Annotated in this window: 23 protein-coding genes; 9 read left to right on the forward strand and 14 right to left on the reverse strand. The window is 31.2% G+C overall.

Translation table 11 applies throughout. The features are described 5' to 3' along the window. Position 1: 1 nt before the first annotated feature. From CQA57_RS01995 to ribA, 3 genes are read right to left on the reverse strand one after another with little or no spacing between them, the layout of a single operon-like run. On the reverse strand, positions 2–223 hold the full coding sequence (locus CQA57_RS01995; protein ID WP_115578569.1) for a MoaD/ThiS family protein: 222 nt from the start codon (positions 221–223) through the stop codon (positions 2–4). Then, positions 223–1,446, reverse strand: coding sequence for a molybdopterin molybdotransferase MoeA (locus tag CQA57_RS02000; protein ID WP_115578570.1), 1,224 nt, complete (start codon positions 1,444–1,446; stop codon positions 223–225). Before CQA57_RS02000 ends, CQA57_RS01995 begins: the two co-directional genes overlap by 1 nt. Then, positions 1,439–2,044, reverse strand: coding sequence for a GTP cyclohydrolase II (gene ribA, locus CQA57_RS02005; RefSeq protein ID WP_115578571.1), 606 nt, complete (start codon positions 2,042–2,044; stop codon positions 1,439–1,441). Before ribA ends, CQA57_RS02000 begins: the two co-directional genes overlap by 8 nt. Positions 2,045–2,125: 81 nt before the next feature. Here ribA and CQA57_RS02010 point away from each other — a divergent pair, with 81 nt between their 5' ends. Beyond that, positions 2,126–2,644 carry a YhcH/YjgK/YiaL family protein gene (locus tag CQA57_RS02010; protein WP_115578572.1) on the forward strand — a complete coding sequence of 173 codons (519 nt, stop codon included), beginning with the start codon at positions 2,126–2,128 and terminating at the stop codon, positions 2,642–2,644. On the opposite strand, the gene CQA57_RS02015 is transcribed toward CQA57_RS02010, so the two are convergent. Next, a complete protein-coding gene (locus CQA57_RS02015; RefSeq protein ID WP_115578573.1) occupies positions 2,639–3,658 on the reverse strand; it encodes an aspartate-semialdehyde dehydrogenase in 1,020 nt (339 codons plus the stop codon). The genes CQA57_RS02010 and CQA57_RS02015 overlap by 6 nt on opposite strands. Before the next feature lie 128 nt (positions 3,659–3,786). On the opposite strand from CQA57_RS02015, the gene CQA57_RS02020 reads away from it, so the two are divergent. After that, a complete protein-coding gene (locus CQA57_RS02020; RefSeq protein WP_115578574.1) occupies positions 3,787–6,168 on the forward strand; it encodes an autotransporter domain-containing protein in 2,382 nt (793 codons plus the stop codon). Positions 6,169–6,185: 17 nt separating this feature from the next. Here the strand turns inward: CQA57_RS02020 and tsf are convergent, their stop codons facing one another. From tsf to mltG, 8 genes are all read right to left on the reverse strand, one after another. Beyond that, positions 6,186–7,253 (reverse strand): translation elongation factor Ts, encoded by a 1,068-nt coding sequence (tsf, locus tag CQA57_RS02025; RefSeq protein WP_115578575.1) that lies wholly within the window; start codon positions 7,251–7,253, stop codon positions 6,186–6,188. A gap of 1 nt (position 7,254) precedes the next feature. Next, a complete protein-coding gene (rpsB, locus tag CQA57_RS02030; RefSeq protein ID WP_115578576.1) occupies positions 7,255–8,049 on the reverse strand; it encodes a 30S ribosomal protein S2 in 795 nt (264 codons plus the stop codon). Between the two features lie 144 nt (positions 8,050–8,193). Continuing rightward, the gene (locus CQA57_RS02035; RefSeq protein WP_115578577.1) at positions 8,194–9,825 is read right to left on the reverse strand and encodes an AAA domain-containing protein; all 1,632 of its coding nucleotides are present in this window, start codon (positions 9,823–9,825) and stop codon (positions 8,194–8,196) included. A gap of 3 nt (positions 9,826–9,828) precedes the next feature. After that, entirely contained in the window at positions 9,829–10,383 is a 555-nt protein-coding gene (locus CQA57_RS02040) for a 2-oxoacid:acceptor oxidoreductase family protein (protein ID WP_115578578.1), read from the reverse strand. A 14-nt stretch (positions 10,384–10,397) separates the two neighbouring features. Then, entirely contained in the window at positions 10,398–11,216 is an 819-nt protein-coding gene (locus tag CQA57_RS02045; protein WP_115578579.1) for a 2-oxoglutarate ferredoxin oxidoreductase subunit beta, read from the reverse strand. A gap of 1 nt (position 11,217) precedes the next feature. Then, complete coding sequence (locus CQA57_RS02050) at positions 11,218–12,336, reverse strand: 2-oxoglutarate synthase subunit alpha (protein WP_115578580.1); 1,119 nt, start codon at positions 12,334–12,336, stop codon at positions 11,218–11,220. Between the two features lie 13 nt (positions 12,337–12,349). Beyond that, on the reverse strand, positions 12,350–12,664 hold the full coding sequence (locus CQA57_RS02055; RefSeq protein ID WP_115578581.1) for a 4Fe-4S binding protein: 315 nt from the start codon (positions 12,662–12,664) through the stop codon (positions 12,350–12,352). Positions 12,665–12,767: 103 nt separating this feature from the next. Beyond that, on the reverse strand, positions 12,768–13,700 hold the full coding sequence (gene mltG / locus CQA57_RS02060; protein WP_115578582.1) for an endolytic transglycosylase MltG: 933 nt from the start codon (positions 13,698–13,700) through the stop codon (positions 12,768–12,770). Between mltG and CQA57_RS02065 the strand changes: the two genes are divergently transcribed. The 7 genes from CQA57_RS02065 (at position 13,645) to CQA57_RS02095 (ending at position 19,640) form a co-directional block, all read left to right on the forward strand. After that, positions 13,645–16,575 (forward strand): DUF3971 domain-containing protein, encoded by a 2,931-nt coding sequence (locus CQA57_RS02065; protein WP_115578583.1) that lies wholly within the window; start codon positions 13,645–13,647, stop codon positions 16,573–16,575. The two genes, mltG and CQA57_RS02065, sit on opposite strands and share 56 nt — an antisense overlap. Positions 16,576–16,605: 30 nt before the next feature. After that, positions 16,606–16,839, forward strand: a complete 234-nt coding sequence (locus CQA57_RS02070) for a FeoA family protein (protein WP_115578584.1) — start codon at positions 16,606–16,608, stop codon at positions 16,837–16,839. Beyond that, on the forward strand, positions 16,832–17,470 hold the full coding sequence (gene nth / locus CQA57_RS02075; RefSeq protein ID WP_115578585.1) for an endonuclease III: 639 nt from the start codon (positions 16,832–16,834) through the stop codon (positions 17,468–17,470). Before CQA57_RS02070 ends, nth begins: the two co-directional genes overlap by 8 nt. A gap of 44 nt (positions 17,471–17,514) precedes the next feature. Next, on the forward strand, positions 17,515–17,916 hold the full coding sequence (locus CQA57_RS02080) for a chemotaxis protein CheX (RefSeq protein WP_115578586.1): 402 nt from the start codon (positions 17,515–17,517) through the stop codon (positions 17,914–17,916). Between the two features lie 5 nt (positions 17,917–17,921). Then, positions 17,922–18,266 (forward strand): flagellar motor switch protein FliN, encoded by a 345-nt coding sequence (gene fliN, locus CQA57_RS02085; RefSeq protein ID WP_115578587.1) that lies wholly within the window; start codon positions 17,922–17,924, stop codon positions 18,264–18,266. Then, a complete protein-coding gene (locus CQA57_RS02090) occupies positions 18,263–18,853 on the forward strand; it encodes a hypothetical protein (RefSeq protein WP_115578588.1) in 591 nt (196 codons plus the stop codon). The genes fliN and CQA57_RS02090 overlap by 4 nt, the downstream gene beginning before the upstream one ends. 121 nt (positions 18,854–18,974) lie before the next feature. After that, positions 18,975–19,640 carry an energy transducer TonB gene (locus CQA57_RS02095; RefSeq protein WP_245941834.1) on the forward strand — a complete coding sequence of 222 codons (666 nt, stop codon included), beginning with the start codon at positions 18,975–18,977 and terminating at the stop codon, positions 19,638–19,640. A gap of 1 nt (position 19,641) precedes the next feature. Here CQA57_RS02095 and ciaB read toward each other — a convergent pair whose 3' ends face one another. Further along, positions 19,642–21,450, reverse strand: a complete 1,809-nt coding sequence (gene ciaB / locus CQA57_RS02100) for an invasion protein CiaB (protein WP_115578590.1) — start codon at positions 21,448–21,450, stop codon at positions 19,642–19,644. Beyond that, positions 21,437–21,883: a low molecular weight protein-tyrosine-phosphatase gene (locus CQA57_RS02105; RefSeq protein WP_115578591.1), complete on the reverse strand. Its 447-nt coding sequence runs from the start codon at positions 21,881–21,883 to the stop codon at positions 21,437–21,439. The genes ciaB and CQA57_RS02105 overlap by 14 nt, the downstream gene beginning before the upstream one ends. Positions 21,884–21,998 lie beyond the last annotated feature (115 nt).

A 21,998-nucleotide genomic window follows, 5' to 3' on the forward strand; every position in this document is an offset into this window, starting at 1 on the left:
ATTAACCACCACAAACAGGGGGTAGAATTACTACCTTATCACCTTCTTTTAACTCCACATCCACAGAATCTACAATCTCATCATTTATTGCAACTGCACTAATCTTAAGCCACTCTTTTAACTCAGAAATTTGATGCAATTGCTCTTTTAATTCTTTTAAATTTTTTGCCTCATATGTCCTAGAATCTATACCTATTGGACCCAAAAATTCTACATGTATCATTAATCAAACTCCTTAAATAAAATTACCTTTATTTCTTGATTTTTATCAATAAAATCCTTATCTAAAATTGCCAAAGCACTCTCTCCGCAAAGATTATTTATTATAGCACTCTGATTGCTCTTTTTTTGCATAAAACTTATTTCATATTTTCCAGAAACAAGCTTTATAAAACAACTCCGGAATTCCATTCTTAAATCTTTCTTTTTTATTTCCTCTTGCGTAATTGCATTAACAATTTTTAAATGTTCTTCTTGTTGCAATAATTTAGAAAAAATAAATTTACCAAAAACATAAAAGGTAGTAGCCACAGCATTCGGATTTCCAGAGAGACCTAAAATAGGCTTGTTTGTATTTTTATCAATAGCAAATATTGTTGGTTTTCCAGGTTTAATATCCACACCTTGAAAAATAACTTCACTATTTTCTAATATTACATTTTGAGTAAAATCATAATCCCCCTTACTCATACCCCCAGTAGTAACAATAAAATCACACTCTCTTAGCATCATAGAAAAAATCTCTCTAATATCATCAAGATTATCGTGTGTATTTTTATAGACAACAGCTACACCTCCCATTTTTTCAATCATTGCCCTTAACAAATGCTGATTCGTATTTCTCACCTGTCCAAAATGCTTTCTTTGTTCTCCTACTTCTATAATCTCATTTCCACTTACCAAGATTCCAACTTTTGGTTTTTGCCTTACTCTTACAAAGGCATAATTTAACTCTGCTAATAAGCCAATTTCATAGGGAGTGATCTTGCAACCCTTGGATAAAAGCATTTCTCCACTCCTATAATTATCCCCTCTTTGTCTTACCCAATCACCCTGCTTTGGTTGTATATTTTCTCTTAAATAAATCTTATTATCCTTCACTTCTACGGATTCTACGATGACTAAGGTATCGCTATTTTTTGGCATCAATGAACCAGTAAAAGTCTTGATTGCCTTATACCTTTCAAGCTCTATAAAATCGCTACCAGCTGGATTATCTTGAGAAATTTCCAATCCATTTTGCCTAAAATACTCTAAATATTCTATTTTAAAAGCATATCCATCCATACTTGAAACTGGGAATAATGGCATATCTTCTTTTGCAAAAATATCTTCATTTAGCACTCTATCCAATGAATTGCCAAAAAATATAATCTCATCACCTATAGAAGGGATATTGGAATCTCTTATTTTTTGAATTGCTTCATAAAAACTTATTTTACTCACAACTCTCCTCCTCTAACAAATGCCCCATTTTTTCTCTCTTAACTCTTAAATATTTTTCATTATGACAATTGCTCTTAACGATAATGCTACTTCTTTTTACCTTGACAAACTGCTCCATTGAAGCAATTTTTTTAGGATTGTTTGTTAGCAACTCGATTTGTTTAATGTTAAAATGCTTAAAAATCTCCCCAACAATACCATAATCCCTCTGATCACTTTTAAACCCTAAGACCTCATTAGCCTGGATGGTATCATACCCCTGATCTTGCAATGCATAAGCATTAACCTTATTAAAAAGTCCAATCCCCCTACCCTCTTGCCTCAAATAAATCAGCATTCCTCCTTGCAAATCACTTACCCTAGCAATTTGTTCCATTGCCAAAGCCAACTCACCACCGCAATCACATTTCAAAGACCCAAAAACATCCCCTGTCAAACACTCTGAATGCACTCTTACCATAGGAGTTTCAGAGAATCTTTCTGTAAAAACAATCAAATGTTCATGATTAATATTTCCAACTATTTCTCTACAAGATTGAATTAAAAAATTTCCAAATTTTGTTGGCAACTTTGCTTGTTGTGAAAATTCTATTTCCATTATAATTCCTTAATATTTATTGATTATAATCTTGGGATTATAACCACAAAAAATAAACTCTAATATCTAAAGGAAGCTTGCATGGCTGTTATCGGAAACCTTCACTCACTCTCTTATCTTTTTAGCAAGACTCTACCATTACAAGAACTCTACACATATCTCTGCAATGCAACTAATCCACAAAATGCCATATCAAAAAGGATTCTAACAATGAAAAATGGAGAAGAAAAATTTGACATTGGATTTGGCATGATTGCAATAGAGCAAACCTACTTTCTAAAAAACCCAAAAAATGCATTTTATGAAAGCCATGTAAAATATGTTGATTTTCAATTGATTGTCAAAGGGGAGGAATATTTTCATTTGGGAGATCCTTGCTACTTTACAATACAAATGCCATACGATGAGAAGCGAGATCTCATAAGCTATACACCACAAACAAAAAACTCAAATCTTCTTTTAAAAAAAGAAGATTTAGCTATTTTTTTTAAACATGACATACATGCTGGAGGTTTATATTACCAAGATCTTCAAGAAACAAATCAAGTATATAAAACTGTGGTTAAGGTTCCACAAGAATTACTTAAGCTTAAATTATAATTTAATCCACTCTAGGGCAATACGCACCGCATTTGTCGCAGCCCCTACCCTAATTTGATCAGCCACACACCAAAGATGCAGTATCTTTTTATCATACAAATCATTCCTAATTCTTCCAACATAGGTCATATCCGTATCTGTAGCAATTGATGGCATTGGATATATGAGTTTTTCTGGATCATCGCATACCACTATATTTTTAGTTTCTTTTAAAATTTCTCCAGCTTCACTTGCCTGCACTTCATTTTCAAAAGTTATGCTAATACTTTCACTATGACTTCGCAAAACAGGGACACGAACGCAAGTAGCACTTAATGCAAAATCACTATGCATAATTTTATTAGTTTCTAAAATCATCTTCATCTCTTCTTTTGTGTAATTATTTTCCATAAATTTATCAATTTGAGGAATAGCATTTAGGGCAATTCTATAGGGGAATACTTCAGGTTGGACATCTTCGAGTTCAAAAGCAAAAAATTTTTGCATTTGATGCACCAATTCTTCCATTCCCTTTTTTCCAGCACCACTAACTGCTTGATAAGTACTCACATCAACACGTTTAATATGATATTTTTGATGCAACGGATTTAAAACTTGCACCATCTGTATTGTTGAACAATTAGGATTTGCAATAATGCCCCTTTGTTTCCAAAGTGCAATATCTTGAGGATTGACTTCTGGAACCACCAATGGCACATCCTTATCCATTCTAAAATGACTTGTGTTATCAATCACAACAGCACCAGATTGAGCTGCATATGGAGCAAATTCTTTACTCACCTCACCTCCAGCAGAAAAAAAAGCAATATCAATTTCTTCTTTCTTAAAAACCTCAGATGTAGTTTCTAGAATTTTATGCTTCTGATTAAAAATCTCTATTTCACTACCTGCACTTCTAGCACTTGCTAAAGGCACAATCTTATTGATGGGAAACTCTTGCTCCTCTAAAATCTTAAAGATTTCTTCACCTACTGCTCCACTTGCACCAACTACTGCCACATTATATTTTTTCATTATTTTTCCTTAAAGAATCATAAAAATATCAAAGCATGATTATACAAGATTTTTTGGTTTTTATTTAGAGGTATAATTTTTGCTATAATCTTTGAATATTATATAGCTTGCTAGGAAAGGAAAGTTTATTGAAAAGTAAAAAAGTCCTACTTGGCACTTATGTTATTTTTTCTTCCTTCTCGCTATTATTGAGTTTGCAGATTACATCAGATACTGCAGGACAAAATGTTTCAGTTACTGCTTCCATTCCAAATGATAAAAATTTTCTAATTGATAAAAAAAGCGAGATTCTAAAAACTCCTGACCAAAATATAACAATCGAACTTACAGGCGCATATTCTGGAAACAAAGATACCTTATATGGGGCAATTGCTAATAGTCAAAATAGTCAGGTGCAAAATTTTAATGGGCAAACAAGTATTAATATGACTATTGACACAACTAAAGCTACAGGTGAACAAGGATCCTTATTTTTTGCTGGTCAAGGCGGGACAATGACATTTAATACAAATCTAAGCATTCGTTTTACTACAAATAGCAATATTGGTGCTGGGATTTTTTTGAGTGATATTTATCAAACAAAAGATCCTGGGGGTAATGATCAACTAGGAACTTTTAATTTTAATAAAAATCTTATTGTAGATACCACAGGTGTAACAGGTAGTGGATATATTTTTAATCTCAACCAACAAAAAGCAGAGATGTATATCAATTATAATAAAAACAATAGTGGTGAAGCTTTAGGAAATAATACTATCCAGCTTACAGGAGACATACGCCTAAATGGTAAAAATGCTATTTTGGGAATAAATCTTAATAATTCAAATTCTTATATTCTAGGCAAAGAAGATTATACAAGCGGAAATTTCAATCTCCATCTTAGCGAAGGTGGAAAGTGGATTGTAACTGCAAATGATGTGCATATTAATAACTTAAATATTCAAAATAATGGAGATCCTAATAATAATACAGGATTAAACTCTACAGATCTAAATGCCTCAATGAGTATGATTGATATTGCTACAAGAAAAATGACTCAAGGATTTACCACACCACAAACCATCCATATCAATACTCTTAGTGGCAATAATGGTGTTTTTAGAATCATGGTAGATCTACCAAAAAATCAAGGGGATCTTATCACTATTCAAAATAAAAACAATGGGGCACAAACACACTATATACAAATCTTTCAAAAAACAGCAGACTTGGCAAATATTACAAATGATGTTTCCTTAAAAGTAGCAGAGATTATCAATGGAGGTGATGATCTCACTTTTAATGCATTACCAACAACCATAGGTCTTTATACCTATACAGCACAAATTTCAAAAGAAAGGCAAAATGCAGGATATCGCTGGGTGATTTACCAAAAAAAAACAAACCCCGATAATCCTGATAACCCCGATAATCCTGATAAAAAACCCGCAGAAATTCAAGATACCCTCGTTAGATGGATGAGTTTGCAATATCGAATCTATCGCATTCAAACTGATAGTATCAATAAGCATATTGATGAACTTACCTTTACACGCAAAAAACATAATGTATGGGCTAATTATTTTTTAGGCAAACAAAGCTATGAGCAATCAAAAGATCATTATCAAACCTTTCAAAGTGGGTATGACTGGGGCATGAATTCAAATAATCTCAGACATTTTGCCGGAGGATTTTTTGATTATACAAAAATGAAAGATTATGATATATCCTATAATGGAGAAGTAGATTCTATTGGATTTGGCGCATACTATCAATCTACTATTTTTTTAAACAAAAAAACAACTATCGATTTTGATGCAAAAATGAAATATACCTACAGCTCCCTAGAGTATTCTGGAAAAAATGGGCTTGCTAATGCTAATTTTTTAGATTCTTATCATCTTTTTTTTATAGGAACTCGTCTTGGTGGCAAAATAGGATTAGATAAAAAAAATACATTATTTTTAGAACCTAGTGCGCAAGCTGGGATTGGTTTTATGAATGGTGGATTTATCAATATTATTGATCAGCCTACACAAACCAATTTTGGCGCACAACAAGATAGTGCCAAAATCACATCTATTAAAACAAATTTAAGTTTTGGTAAAAAATTTCAAGATAGAAATAATTATTGGGACATAAGGGCTAAAACATATTATGCTTATGACAATAACACCGGTGGAGATATCACTCTCATTGATGTTAATCCTACTGATAGAATCTTATTTAACACAGTTGCTGATCATCGTATGGGTATTGGTATTGATGCAAATACCTCAATAAATGACACCATAAGATTATATGCAAGCTTTGAGAGAACTTTTTTTAGTAATTATAATACAAACTATCTTATATATTTTGGTGCTCGTATTAGCTTTAATTCTGATATCTTTAAAAATCTAAGAAGAAATAATACAAATAACATTTCAAATCAAAACAATAGTGGAAAAACAAAAGATACTAAAAAACAAGGGAAAATTATATTTGGAAAGAATGCAAGACCACTACCCAAACTTATCAAGGAAGAATAAACTTCCTTGATAAAAAATTATTGCATTTGTGCAGCTACTTCAGAAGCAAAATCCTCGACCTTTTTCTCAATCCCCTCACCTAATTCAAAGCGAATATATTCTAAAACTTCTATCTTATCACCAATCTCTTTTGACTTGTCTTCCAATACTTGTGCAATAGTCTTCTTGTCATCCATAACAAAAAACTGACCCATCAAAGTTAGACGTTGATCGATCAAAGTATTATCTGCAATAAATCGCTCCATTTGTCCTGGAATGATTTTATCCCAAATATTCTCTGGCTTGCCCTGATTTTTAAGTTCTGCTTTTAACTTATCTTCCTGATTTTTCAATACCGAATCTGTAAGCTCACATCTGCTGATAAAACTAGGAATAACTTTTAAGGGTTTTCCCAATCTCTTAAGTTCTTCATTTTCTTTTTCAAGCTCAGCAATAAGTGCCACCTTCTCTTTTTCAATAAATTCCTTGCTAAATCCAGAATAATCCAAAACCTGTGGTTTCATTGCTGCTGCATGCATACAAATATTTCTGATAAGTTCGGATACCTTTTTAGCATTATCTTTATTTGAGCATTTAATAGAAATCAAAACTCCCACTCTGCCATTTGAATGCACATATCCCGTTACAATACCATTTGCATCAGCTTTAAGGTTTGCGATACGACGAACAACTATATTCTCACCAATCTTTGCAATTTGTCCATTAAGAAAATCCGCAAAACCTTCACCATCAATATTAGTCTTCTGCAAATCTTCTATATTTGCAATGTTATTTTTTTGCACACATTGCATTGTTTTTTCCACTAATGACTTAAAGCCATCATTTTTTGCAACAAAATCAGTTTCACTATTAATCTCTAACATAGCAGCAGAATCTAAATCAGATGCAACACTTACAGACACGACACCCTCAGCAGCAATTCTATCAGCCTTCTTTGCAGCCTTGCTTAAACCCTTCTCTCTCAAATATTCTACAGCTTTTTGTAAATCTCCATTTGTCTCGACCAATGCTTTCTTACAATCCATCATACCCGCATCTGTCATTTCTCTTAGCTGTTTTACAAGTTGTGCACTAATGTCAGCCATATTATTCTCCTTTAGCCATTTCTTTTTCTAATTCAGCAGTTACCTCTTGCATAAGCTCTTGTTTTTCTTCATCACTTGCAGGCTCAACTGCTTGCACTTCAGCTTGACCTTCAGCACCAATCATAGCCCTACCCTCAACAATTGCCTCACTCATTTCTTTACAGAATAGCTGAATAGATCGTATAGCATCATCATTTCCTGGAATTGGATAATCAACTAAATCTGGATCACAATTTGTATCAAGAGGAGCAACCACAGGTATGCCCAATCTTCTTGCTTCTGCTACCGCAATCTTTTCTTTTACAACATCAATTACAAAAATCATATCTGGTGCTTTTTTCATATGGCGCACACCACCAAGATATTTGTTTAACTTATCTTTTTTTCTTAGAATCATTAATTTTTCTTTTTTAGTTAGCATATCAATTTGACCACTTGATTCCATTTCTTCGATAATTTCCAATTTTCTAATTGATTTCTTAATTGTGCTAAAGTTTGTAAGCATACCGCCAAGCCATCTATAATTAACATATGGCACTTGAATTTTTTCTGCATACTCTTTTAAAGTTTCATTTGCTTGTTTTTTAGTCCCAACAAACATAATGCTTTTACCTTCTGCAGCTGCATCTCTAACAATATTATATGTATATCTAAAATAACGCAATGTTTTTTGCAAATCAATAATGTGAATATTCTTTCTTACTCCAAAAATAAAGCGCTTCATTTTTGGATTCCAGCGTCTTGTTTGATGCCCAAAATGAACACCACATTCTAATAAATCTTTCATAGTTACCATTTTCTTCTCCTTAAAAAAATATTTGGTTTTCCCTCCACGCCCCTTAATGACAAAAAGTCACAACCTTATGAGAAATAAGCGTGTGTGTAATTAAAATGGGAGATGTATTATAACATATATTTTATTTTCAATTATTGTATTGCTCTATAAAATATACTTAAAAGCCTGTTCTAATATTTTACAAAGAAACTGGTTTTTTTGCTTTATCCAAAAGTGGTAATCACAAACAATAATAAGTTGTTTTTTTAATCTACTGATTGCAACATTTAAAGCAAATAAGGCTTCCAAATTTCTAGAATCTGTAAGATAATAATGCAATCTAACAGGGGAAAAAATCACTATATCAAATTCTCTTCCTTGGGAAGAATGTATTGTTGTAACAGCATCTTGAGGCACACCCAAATCAACAATAAGTTCTTTTTGTTTTTTAAAAGGTGTAATAATCCCACAATCCCTATGTTTATTTTTTTGATAAACCCTCAAAACCCCATTTGCTTCAGAAGTAGAACTCAAATCATTATCATATTGAAAACTACCTATATCTACATAAAAAATATCAGTAGTTTCTCCTAATCCAATCAATGGATTTTTCATGCGATAAATCTCTGTGTTTAAAATCTGTGCTAAATTATTTCCATAACGATATGTTTCATTTAACGCAAACATATTTATTTTTGACAACTGTGGTTCAGAAGTGATAGTTTTTTTCAATAAGTCTTTATTAAAAAAGAAATCTTCTAAAAACAAAGCAGAAAAATTCCATAACCTAGCAATAGAATTTTCTCCCATCATATCTTTTTCAGGCATTTCACAAATTGGACTTAACTGCTTATGATCCCCAAACAAAGTCAATGGAGTATTATCCACGCACAATGCTAATGCTTTAATCAACGGAGTAAAGGCACATTCATCTAAAAAAATATGAGAAAACTTAATTTGTAATCCCGCATATCTTTTAATAAAACCATCTATCGTCATTGCAAAAATTATGGTTTCTGCGATACGATCCTTTGGACTTAAATTTTGTACAAATAAGTCCACTTGATTCTTTTGTCTAATAAAATTTGGATCACACACTTCTTTAAAATTAGCCATAAAATGAGCACTAGGCATACCAAATCTTAAAATCTTACTTCTATCAATTTCTAGAGAATCTAGCCTGAAAATCAAACTCTCTAATATAATATCTAATGCACTATTTGTTGGTGCTAAAACACAAACTTTCTCTCCTTTTTGCAAAAAGTACATTAAGGCTTCAAATAAAACAAATTGTGTTTTTCCACATCCTGGAGGCCCCCAAACATAACTCACTCCTGAATTTAAAATACTGCTAAAAGCCTTCTGCTGCTCTATAGAAAGTTTTAAATTCTCATAAACTTGGGTGACTTTTTTAACCTCTGGAAATTTTGGAGTAAATTCCAAAAAAAAATTTTTTAAATTTAAAACTAAAAATTTTAAATCACTATAAATTTTCAATCCACCTACTTGTAAGGCTTGAAGCAGCTCAAATCTCAAATCCTCACTTACCTCAATTTCCAAACGCTTTAAGTCATCATAATACTGAGAATGCAAAACTCTCTCATCATCTAGAAAAAAACTAGTTTCTAAAGTTTGAAATACAACAGAATCTAGGGTAACTATCTTGTTTTTAAAAAGAAAAACAAAAGCATTATCTCTTATTTCATATTTTATAAAATCTAAATTTTGCACACCTTTTGCAGAATGAAGCAAATAATCATAATATAATTGGCAAGATTGTATAAGAATATCTTGCATTAACTATTTTTGTAATATTTTGCTGGCATATTCCTCACCAACATCAAACGCCTTCTTATTTAAATCAACCACCTTTGATGGAACTTTTTCAATCATTGTCTTAAAAACCAAATCCCTATCCACACATTGTGTAAAATAGACCGTAACTGCTAAAGCCACAACAGACTGGGTTACTACATTGCCTACATCTTCTTTTGCAATATTGATTATAGGTATCTCATAAATATTAAAATATTCACGATCCTCTAGAGTTGGTTGGACTAAATTTGGGTCAATAACAACAATACCCTTTTGCTTAACCCCGCTTTTAAATTGCTGATATCCTAATTGTGCAGTAGCAAGCATAAAATCAATTTCCCCTTCAATTGCGTAAGGATATAATATCTCCTCTTTGTCCAATAAAATATCCACCTTTGTAGGCCCACCTCTAACCTGAGAAGTATAAGTAGATGCTTTGATTCCATATCCTCCAGCCAATATCTTAGATTCTGCTAATATCTCCCCAGCAAGTAAAACTCCTTGACCACCTACACCTGTAAATCTCAATTGTTTTTCCATAACTTCTATAACCCTTATTTTTGTTGTGCTTTTTTTATTATTTCTTGATATGCTTCAGTATATTCAACCTTATCCATTTCATGTTTTAAAATTCCTGTAGGAAATTTCCCATCTTGCTCTTCTGAAGAAAGCAAATCATATTTTTTCTTTGACAGAGTACAAGAATCTATCCACTTTAGCATATCAACAGCCTCTCCCATCTTATTTTTTCTTCCTAGATTTATATGACAGTTGCTATGGATATCAAAAAAACTAAACCCCTTATGCTTAAATCCCTCAGTCATTACCTTTTCAATCTTAGCAGAATCTAACACTGTTTCTCTTGCAATAAATGTTGCTCCAGCAATATCAGCAAGCTTGCAAGCATCTATACTATTATCAATATTTCCATATTGGGCTGTCACTGTCCACATTCCCTTAGGAGTTGTGGGAGATGTTTGAGAATTAGTCAAACCATAAATAAAATTATTCACTAAAATAAAATTAAGGTCAATATTCCTACGACAAGCATGCATTGTATGATTCCCGCCAATTGCAAGCGCATCTCCATCACCACTCACCACAATCACATGTTTTGTTGGATTTGCAAGTTTGATCCCAGTAGCATATGCCACTGCTCTTCCATGAGTTGTATGAACAGTATTGCAATTTACATAAGAACTCATTCTCCCACTACACCCAATGCCACTAACCAAGCAAACATCATTCATATCCCAACCAACATTGGCAATTGCCCGAACAATAGCTTTTAAAATTACACCATCTCCACAACCCCAACACCACAATGTTGGCATTTTATCCACTCGTAAATATTCATCATAATTAAAAGCCATATTACATCTCCTCTAACTTTGCCACAATCTCATTTGGGGAAATACTTCTACCATCAGCTTTACCAAAAAATTCTACTTTTCTTTTTAAAACTCTTTCAATCTCTTGGACATACTGTCCCTTGTTTAATTCTATAACCAAAATCTTCTTGATTTTATTTCCCAATTCTAAAATTTCTTTTTGTGGACTAGGCCACAAGGTTATAGGACGGAATAATCCGACTTTCTTACCTTTATTTTTCATTATTTTTATTGCTTCTTTAGCTGCAAGAGAAGTAGAACCATATGCAATAATGGCAATATCCGCATCATCGAGATCCAAACATTCATTTTTTGTAATTAGAGACATATTGGTATCAATTTTTGCAAATAATCTATCAATTAAACTCTGTGCTAAATGTGCATCTTCTGTAGGGAATCCTATAGGACCATGATGCAATCCTGTAATATGATAACAATATCCTGTGAAAAATGGATTTAATATCGCTGACTCATTGCTTTTAACATTATAGGGTTGATACTCTTTGTAATCCCCATTAAAAACCCTTCTATTTATTATCTCAATTTCACTTAATTCTGGTAAAAGTGCCTTACCATACATATGCCCAATAGTCTCATCCATTAACAAAAAAACAGGGGTCATGAATCTCTCAGCCAAATTAAATGCTCTAATTGTCTCTAAATATGCCTCTTGCAATGTTCCTGGAACTACTGCTATAGATTTAAAATCACCATGTGTAGGATTTTTTATAAAATCAACATCCCCCTGTGCAACACGAGTTGGCATACCAGTAGATGGTCCTGATCGCATAACATTGGCAATAACCAAAGGTATTTCAGCCATAAAACCATACCCTATTTGTTCTGCCTTTAATGAAATACCAGGCCCAGAGCTTCCAGTCATAGACTTTACACCACTCATACTTGCACCCAATGCTACAGATATACCACTAATCTCATCTTCCATTTGTATAAAACTACCACCATGCTTTGGTAATAAAATACTAAGCTCATGCATAATATCTGAAGATGGGGTGATAGGATAACCTCCATAGAATCTACAACCAGCATCAATAGCAGCCTTTGCTACCAATCCATTTCCATCAGCAATTACTTCACGCATTTATTTTCCTTATTTAATTTTCAAAATTATAAATATAGCCATTCATCTTTATTTTATTAGCCCTCTGTTTGGCATCTTCTGTAAGTTTTGCAAATTTAAAATCTTTTCTATCTGCTACATAAATAGCAAAGTCTGGGCAATGCAATTCACACTCCCTGCAACCTATACAACTCTCAGGATACAAAACCTTTACAACCTTGCCTAAAACCTTTTTAGAATCTAATTGCATACTTAAAACACCAGCAGGACATTTTGCGACACAAATATCACACCCTTTGCAACGCTCTTCATTTGTCCAAACACTAACCGGAGCCTCTATCGACACCATAATAATTTCTCCTTAATTCCTAATTATTGTTCCATTACGAAATATATAAATAAATTGGGTGGTAATATATCATAAGTTATGCAAATTAAATAAACACTGCAAATTATTTAATATTTTTTTGATGCTCTGTGTATGTCCTGCTAAAACTATGTGTTCCATTTTTATTTTTTACAAAAAAGAGATAGTCGACCCTTGCAGGATTTATAGCAGCCTTTATCGCATCAATACTCACACTACCAACAGGATTCTTTGGAATGCCTTTATTTTTATATGTATTAAACTCACTCATATCCTGCCTAATCCTCTGTGCACTTACCTTGGTATGAGAATATTTACCATAGTTTAAACTTCCATCCATTTGCAATGGCATACCTTTTTTTATCCTATTATAAATTACCGCACTCACAATAGGCATTTCTTCAATATTTGCAGCCTCTTTTTGTATAATTGAAGCAATGCTTACATATCTAAACCACTGCTTTTGATCATAAATACCTAAAACTTTGATGGCAAGCTGTCTGTGTCTTTCCATGGAACGTTCAACCAAATATTGCATCAAAAAATCAGCACTAGCCCCCATAGGAAGTTTATAAGTATCAGCAAAAATAACTCCATCTTGATAAGATGCATATTTTTCAAATGCCTTTTGCAAATCCTCAACCTTTAAATCAAAATTTTCAGACAACAAAAGATTAAAAAAATACATGGTTTCTCCAGGGATTAGCGTTACATCCCTTAAAGCAGCTTTTGATTTTGTTAGTGCATATAAAAAATCTATTTTACTCAAATAATTATTCCCAATATCAATAAAACCACTTTGCGGTCTCCCAATAAATCGCAAAAAAAATCTATCAAATCTATTAACATCATATCCATTATTAGAGAGGTGTGTTATAATTGAGGCAATAGATCCTTTTGGAATAAAAATATTTTTTTCAGAAGCAACAGTTGTATTAAAATAAAATATTACGGTAAAAATAATGAGTAAAATCAAATCAAAGAAAATACTAAGTCTTGTTATATTTTTTCTAGTCATTTTTATCCTATTTTTTAGCTTTTATAAGATTTTATCACATGGTATCAATATTCAAAAGCTGTCTCTTGGTAAAGTCACTCTAGAAAAATTGTATCTAAAACTTGATAATAAATTTATCCTAGAGCTTGACAAACTTAATATACAAGAATTGTTAAAAAGCCCTAGTAACAATGCTATTGATATTGAAGATATTAGTAAAAAAATCAAATATTTTACTTGGGGTATTGCCTATTTTCAAAAGCTATTTATTAAACAAATTATCCTTGACAAACAAAATACAGCTAGCATTTTGTTTGATGGGAAGCAATACCAATTACTTTTCCCAAATATTGAAGCAAAGTTTAATATACAAGAAGATTCCAATCATTTAAATCTAGAAATAGTAAAACTTGCATTAAAAAATTTCAAATTAGATGTTAAAGGAAAAATCATCTATATTCCAATCAAACATGAAATAGCTTTTGACTTCGCCTTAAACCATCAAGAAAACAAAATTGGTCTGCAAACTCAAGGTATTACAGACTTAAAAAATATAAGCATGAAAATAAAAAGCTCTTCTTTCTCATCTTTAAATTTTTTAAAGCCCTATCTCCTAGGTATCAATAATCAATCTCTCAAAGAATGGCTTTTTGAAAAAGTTTTTTTTGATAATGCCAGAATAGAAAAATTTAACTTTGCAACAATCCTAACACAAAAAGGCTTTTTAAGTGGGATTGAAAAGACCCTTGATGCAAAAATTACAATAAAATCCGCAGAAGTTACTCTATTTAACGACTTAGATCCCATACGCTCACAAGAAGTAATTGCAAGTTTTCAAAACAAAAAACTTACTTTAGAGCTCAATCACCCCACATATGGAGAAACAAACTTGGATGGTTCCAAACTTGAGTTTGAAAATTTTTTACGCCACCCAAAAATTAGTATTTTTATCAAATCACCATCTTTTTCTTATAGCTCTAATATTCTAGATATTTTGAAGCACTATAATATACAAATTCCTATCCAATCTTTAGATTCCAAACTTATTGCTGATTTGAAACTTACATTACAATTTTTGAAAAATAGCCAATTATTAGTAAATTTTGGAGGAAATCTCAAAACCTCAAACTCTAATATTGAAATTTTCCATATTCCCTTATATGCAAAATATACCGATGTAACATTTGACATTACTCCTCAATATAAATTCATTTATATAAAAGCTCAAGATGCTTTCTATTATAATATTTTAAACTCCAATTTAGATGGTGTTTTAGATTTAGAAAAATATACCTACAAAACACGTCTTAGTATTACTAAAGCCCAAATTAACACAAATCAAGAAATAAATTTTTCAAAACCCTTCTCAAACAAAGTGATTCCAACAGAAGATACACAAGAAAATATAGAAAATAACAATTTTGATTTTACAAAAGATATCAATACCCTAGCACCAATTGAACTTAAAAAACTCGTGCTTGCCTCAATTAAGGAAGATGAAAAACCATATACTCAAGATTTGCTTTACATTCCTCAGGAAGAAAACATCATTACGGACCTTGAGGTAGATTTTAGCAATAGTGATAATATTGTAGCAACATTACCAGACTTTAAAATCAACCTTAATATTCAAAAAGATAACTTTATTATTGCCTTGGATGATTTTTCAAAAATTAGCACCTACTCTCCCTTACTAAATCATCTAGATATCAAAAATGGCAATGCAAAAATCACTACTAGCAACTTTAAAGATTTTGATTTTATTTTTACCTTTGACAATCTCACTCTTCCACTTTATGATACCAATAGATCATCTGTTAATAGCCTAGATTTCAGTGGATTTATCAAAGATGATGTTATTCAAATTCATAGTTTGGATAAAAATATATCTTTTATTAGAAAAAATTCTCAAAATAAAATTCAGATTAAAAATTATAATTTTAATATGGATGAGTTTTTTGATAGCAAGATTCCTGCAATACAACAGGCATTGCATGGTGACAATAGCGGAAAATCACCCACAAAAGAACAAGTAGCCAATAAACTAGAATTCTTAAAACAAAAACATCGATACGAAAGACAGCACAATATAAAACCCCAAATGACAAATATTGAAATATCCAACATGCATATTTACTATAAAGACTACATTATCCCAACAGAAGACATCAATATCCGTTTTAGAGATCAGAGAATACTTGCTGATCTCACGTATAAAAATGGTATTGCTAATCTTGACTTTATTGATGGTGATATTTATATCAAGGCAAGCAATTTTAGTGCGGATTTTATCAATTCAGTGGCACAAAAAAAGATTTTTAATGGAGGATTATTCACACTAATTGGCGCATATAAAAACAAAACATTTAATGGAGAATTAAAGATTCAAAATACACTATTTGAAAATTTTGTTGTTTTACAAAATATTATCAATCTTATTGACACAGTTCCATCACTCATTGTATTTAAAAATCCAAACCTAGGAGCAAAAGGCTATCAAGTATCTCAAGGGAATGTTATTTTTGGATTGAATGAAAAATACTTAGGCTTAGAAAAAATCCATCTTATAGGAGATTCGATGGATATAGATGGTAATGGCATTATACAACTCAGCAATAAAGAAGTAAATGTTAATCTTGAAATATCTACAATAAAAAATTTTAGTAATATTTTGAGTAAAATACCTATTGTTGGCTATCTAATATTAGGTGATGAAGGGAAAATATCAACAAATCTAACAATAAATGGAACCCTAGATAACCCAAAAACAAGTGTTAGTCTAGCAGAAGATGTAATTACTGCTCCATTTAATATTTTACGCAGAATTTTCACCCCTATTGATTTAATGGTGGATGAAATAAAAAATGAAATAAAAGATGATGATTACAGAAAATAATATACATATAAAAAATAAAAAGAGTTATAAATGAATCTAATTGAATCTACAATAAATACACCCTATGAAGTAATTGCTATTGATAGCAATGATGACAAATTAATTACAAGATTATTGTCTTTTGGAATTACAAAAGGTAGCATTATCACTCCTTTATACTTTTCCATAAAAAAATCCACACTTGCAATATCAGTACAACAATCTCAAATTGCTTTAAGATATTCTGAAGCAAGCAGAATTATCATAGAACCAATCAATGACTAAACAACAAAAAGCCACATTGATTAAACAAGCCTTGCTTGAACATTTTGTTGCACCAAAAACAGAGTTAAAATATAATAATATCTTTGAGCTGCTTGTTTGTGTTATGCTTTCTGCTCAATGTACTGATAAAAGAGTAAATATTGTAACCCCTAGTGTATTTGCCAAATATCCCACAGTTCAAAAACTAGCAAATGCAAACTTGGAAGAATTAAAACTCCTTATTCATTCTATTTCTTTTTTTAATAATAAAGCTCATAATCTCATCTTGATGGCCAAACAAGTTATGGAACGATTCAATGGAGTTATCCCCAACAATCAAGAAGATTTAAAAAGTCTTGCTGGAGTCGGTCAAAAAACTGCAAATGTAGTTTTAATAGAGTATTTTGAAGCAAATCTTATGGCTGTGGATACCCATGTATTTAGAACATCACATCGACTTGGTTTAAGCAATGCCAAAACAACATTGCAAACAGAATTGGATCTAACAAAACTATTTAAAACAGATCTTGATAAATTACATCAAGCTATGGTGCTTTTTGGGAGATACACATGTAAGGCGATAAAACCTATTTGCGATCAATGTTTTTTGCATAATTTTTGTAAAACAAAGAAAAATTTCAAACCTTCCTAAAAAAAGATATAATATTTAAAAATCCATTGAATGGGGGATAAACCTTGAATATCTTCAGAAATAGCTTTATTGATGTTGTTGAAAAAACTATATGCATCACTCCAGAAGAATCTCTTCTGGCACTCAAGGAAGGTTATATTTCGAGTATAGAAATTCTTGAAAGTGGTATTGTTATCTATATTGTTACAAATAAAGATTTTTTAAGGCTTTTGTCCATTAAACTGCTTGCTGAAGACAATCCTGATGAAGAAACACTTGAGGATCTCTCCAAAGAATTTACCAATCTTATAACAGGAAGAGCAAAGGTTTTATTACAAGAAAAAGGTAGGAGTTTTACTATCTCTACACCAACTTTCTATCATGATAAAATTATGGAAAACTATAATAATGGTGTGCATTTTCATATAGATGATGCTCATTGCAGTATATTTATGAGAGGAGCATAAATCCAATGAAAAAAAAATCTGCATTTGGTGTATATGACCAAAAAGAACAAGAATTGACAACATATCTTGATGATATGATTCAAAGCTATGAAGGACTTTTGGATATCGAGGCAGTATTTACAGCAGAACTAGGATCCACAAAACTAACTCTAAAGGAAATATTAAATTTTGAAAGAGGTAGTGTAATTGACTTGGAAAAACCTGCTGGAGAAAGTGTTGATGTATTTATCAACACTAGAATAGTTGGTAAAGGCGAAGTAATGGTATATGAAAAAAATCTTGCAATACGACTTAATGAAATTTTAGATTCTGATGCGATTGTATATTATCTCACCAAAGAAACTCAATGAAATATCTCTACATCCTTATAATTACTAGTATTACATTACTCTCAAATGATTTAACACATATAAAAATTACTACTCACAATAACAATATCAATCTTGAACTTACTTTTTCAGAAACATTAGATCGGAAAAATATTTTTCAAGAAAAAAAATCTATTAAGATACAAAAAGTTACACCTATTAAAGCTATTGAAAAAAAATTACAAGCAAACAATGCTACTTTATATATCAACTCTACGCACAATACACTTCATATTTCAATCAATTCATTAAAATCATATAGCACAGAGTATAAAGTACAGAAAAATAAAATAAAGATATCTTTTAATCATTTATCAAATAAACAAAATTTTTCTACACAATATTTCATTGTTATCACAATATTATGTTTTTTATTTTATCTGCTCTGGCGTATAAAACGATATATTCCTAAAAAACAAAATGATATGCCTATTATAAAAAGCCATATCATTGATTCAAAAACTAAACTTTTGTGTATTAATTTAAATAATAAACAATACATCATCCTTGATAGCCCTAATAGCAAAATACTCTTAGATACCATTATCTCTCCTGAAGATGAAAAATAATCAACGTTTATTTATTGCTATATTTATATCTTTCCTTTTACATTGTATTTTTATTTTTGTTATCGTTTCTATAAAACAACTTCCAACAAAAAATCAAAAAAAAGTAAAGCTAGAAAATCTTTTGGTTCTTAAAAGAGGTCAAAGTCTAGATCCATCAAAAAAGACACAAGAAGCAAAAAAGCCCTCCCTTGCTTCACAAAATACCCCCCATACTCCTCCAGCTCACAATCAAAATGCACAATACCCCTCACACCAAACACTACAAAACAAAAATCCACTAAAAGAACAATCAGATTCTCAAAAAAATTCCCTTAAACATAGTGATTCTAGCCATTTTGATCCTAAGAATCTTTCTTTATTAAATCAAGAAATGCAACCAGAAATGCAAAACCTATCCTCGCATGCCATTCAAGAAAATGACAAAGGCAAGGACCCTCAAACAATTCAAGAAATTGATGAACTCTATGGTGAAGAATTTGGAGATCTTGGAAATGCCCAAAAAGACTTTATAAGAAATAATCTAAGAAATATAGGCAGAATCACTCAACAATATCTTAGCTATCCTAGAGTAGCAGCTTATTTTGAACAGAGTGGAATCAATGCCGTAGAATTCTACCTTCATCCAAATGGAGATATTACAGATCTAAAAATTATAAAATCTTCAGGCTTAAAATCCTTTGACAACGCAACTTTAAATACAATAAAAATTGCTTACAAGGACTATCCTAGACCTCAACAAAAAACACTTATACGCATTAAGGTAACTTATTCTTATTTTGGATTCTAACTCAAAGAATCCTTCTACCATACTCTTGATATTGTTTCCAATACCACTGGACAAAATCATTTGCATTTTTTAGATGCAAGCTTCTTGTAGAGCTATCCATATAACGCTCTAACCACTCCTTTGCATCCCTCTTATTTTGATATAATAAGACAAGTTCTTTGTAAGCATCTAAATACCACTTTTTAAAACTTTGGTATTTTTCCTTTATGACTTTTAGTTTATTTCCTTTTGCATGCTCATCAAATATCAAAACCCCTGTCTCAAAAGCCCCATAAAGATGCAATAAAACTTCATAATAATAAGGTAACATTTCTTCTTGCTCCCTATACCCCAAAATATTTATACACCGCATTAAATGATCAAGCATTAGGGCTTGAATACAATTTTCATCATCTTGTAAAAAATATCCAACCAAGCCACCACTTGTTGCCTTAAATTCCTCAATATTTTTAAAGTGACCACTTTTATTCATCAATACTTGCGTATCATCTTCCATCCAAAGAATATGCCCAAACTCATGTCCATTTGTACTAATTGTATAAACTCTTTCCCATAACTCTGGCTGATTTTGCAATATATCAAAATACTCTGACATAATCTTACCCCCAAATACCTCATAATGTAGCCACAATTTTGGTTTATTGATAGCAATCATTCTCACTCTATCTGGAAAAGCAAAAATCTTTTTTCCATACTGTTTCATCAATGTTTCATCATTAGGTATCACTTGCGCAGAAAATAAACCATTATTTTGAGAACCATAAAATAAACCAAAAGATGCCCTATAGCTTTTTGTTGTCTTTAATACTCTTAAAGTTTGCTCATAGCTTTGCTTATTTAAACCCGTTTGAGAGGCAAAATAATCAAAACAGGCAATTATGCTATTTGATACAAAATCACTATCTTCTAAATAACAGATTCTCAAATCCCACTCTGGAGACACACAATGTCTATATCTATCCTCATAATATTCAAAAAAATGACATATTTGAAAAGGGGTGTCAATTTGTATCCAATACTCATCAACCTGACGCCATTTTTGTATTAATAAATCACAATCTTTCTCTAAAAAAACCTGCTTTAATGCTAAAAAGTATTGCAAATATAAATCTTTCTGATCAAAAAGCTCATCCTCTAATACTTGCAATCTCTCCAATATTTTTATTATCTTCTTTGCAATCTGTGAACTAATCTCACAAAAAGCACTAGCATATGATAATTTTTCAAAATCATCACAATCTCCCTTTTGCACAATAGAATAACTTCTATCTGCTACCTCACCATTATCCCTATCCATTGTATTTTGTAAAATTTTCAGCATTTCTTTATGAGTATATGTTTCACTTAATGTTGCATATATTTCTTTAAAAATCTTATTTTTCCATTGCACAAAAAATATATTGATACTCAACCCTATATCATGCACACCTCTAAAAATACAACGATAAAATTCACTAAACAATTCTTTTTCTTCAATAAAATCTAGCAGTTCTTGATGTCTTCTAGCATAAAAATCAATATTAAACTTTAATAACTTATCTTGGATTTTTTCAATTAGATCTTGTGAGTATTTACGCTGCCTTAATTCTTGTATTAACGATGTTTCTTGAAGTTTTACAATACGATCAAGAATTGCTATTTTCATCTTTTTATCTAAAATCAAATCTATTTCATGAAATTCTTGTTGAATTTTATGAAATAACTCAATTTCTAAATCAATAGATTCATAAAGCCTAAAAATCTCTGCATCTAGTTGCATATTTTTCTGCAATAGAGCTTGTAAGTCTTGCTTAATATTATTTTTCTTCACTAATTAAATCCAAAAATTTTTTTACAGATATATCAAGTAGTTCAAACGCTTCAAAAAAACCATCCAGACCCTTATAATAAGGATCAGGTATATCTCTACCATCTAATCCATAATCTCCAATTTTTACAATCTTATCCCTATCAACCCCCAAAGCTATCAAATCTCTTACATTTTCACTATCCATTGCCACAAAAAAATCAAAATTCATATACACACTAACTTTTGAACCCCTTAGCATACTAATATCAATACCAAACTTCTTTGCAACCAAAATTGAATAATGATGCGGAGTTTCGTCAATATGATAGCCAGATGTACCTGCAGAATCTACAATAATCTCATATCCCCTACTAGCAATATAATCCCTTGCAATGCCTTCTGCAAGAGGAGACCTGCAAATATTACCCAAACAGACAAATAAAACCTTTTTCAATATCGCACCTCTAGCCACTTTAGTGTTTTAGTGTATAATTATAATAAAAAATCAAAAGGTTAATAAAAAATGCAAAATTCTCACCATTTTTTATTTTATTGCTTTATTTTTTTTG

Source organism: Helicobacter anseris (assembly GCF_003364335.1).
GTDB classification, from domain to species: Bacteria; Campylobacterota; Campylobacteria; order Campylobacterales; family Helicobacteraceae; genus Helicobacter_H; species Helicobacter_H anseris.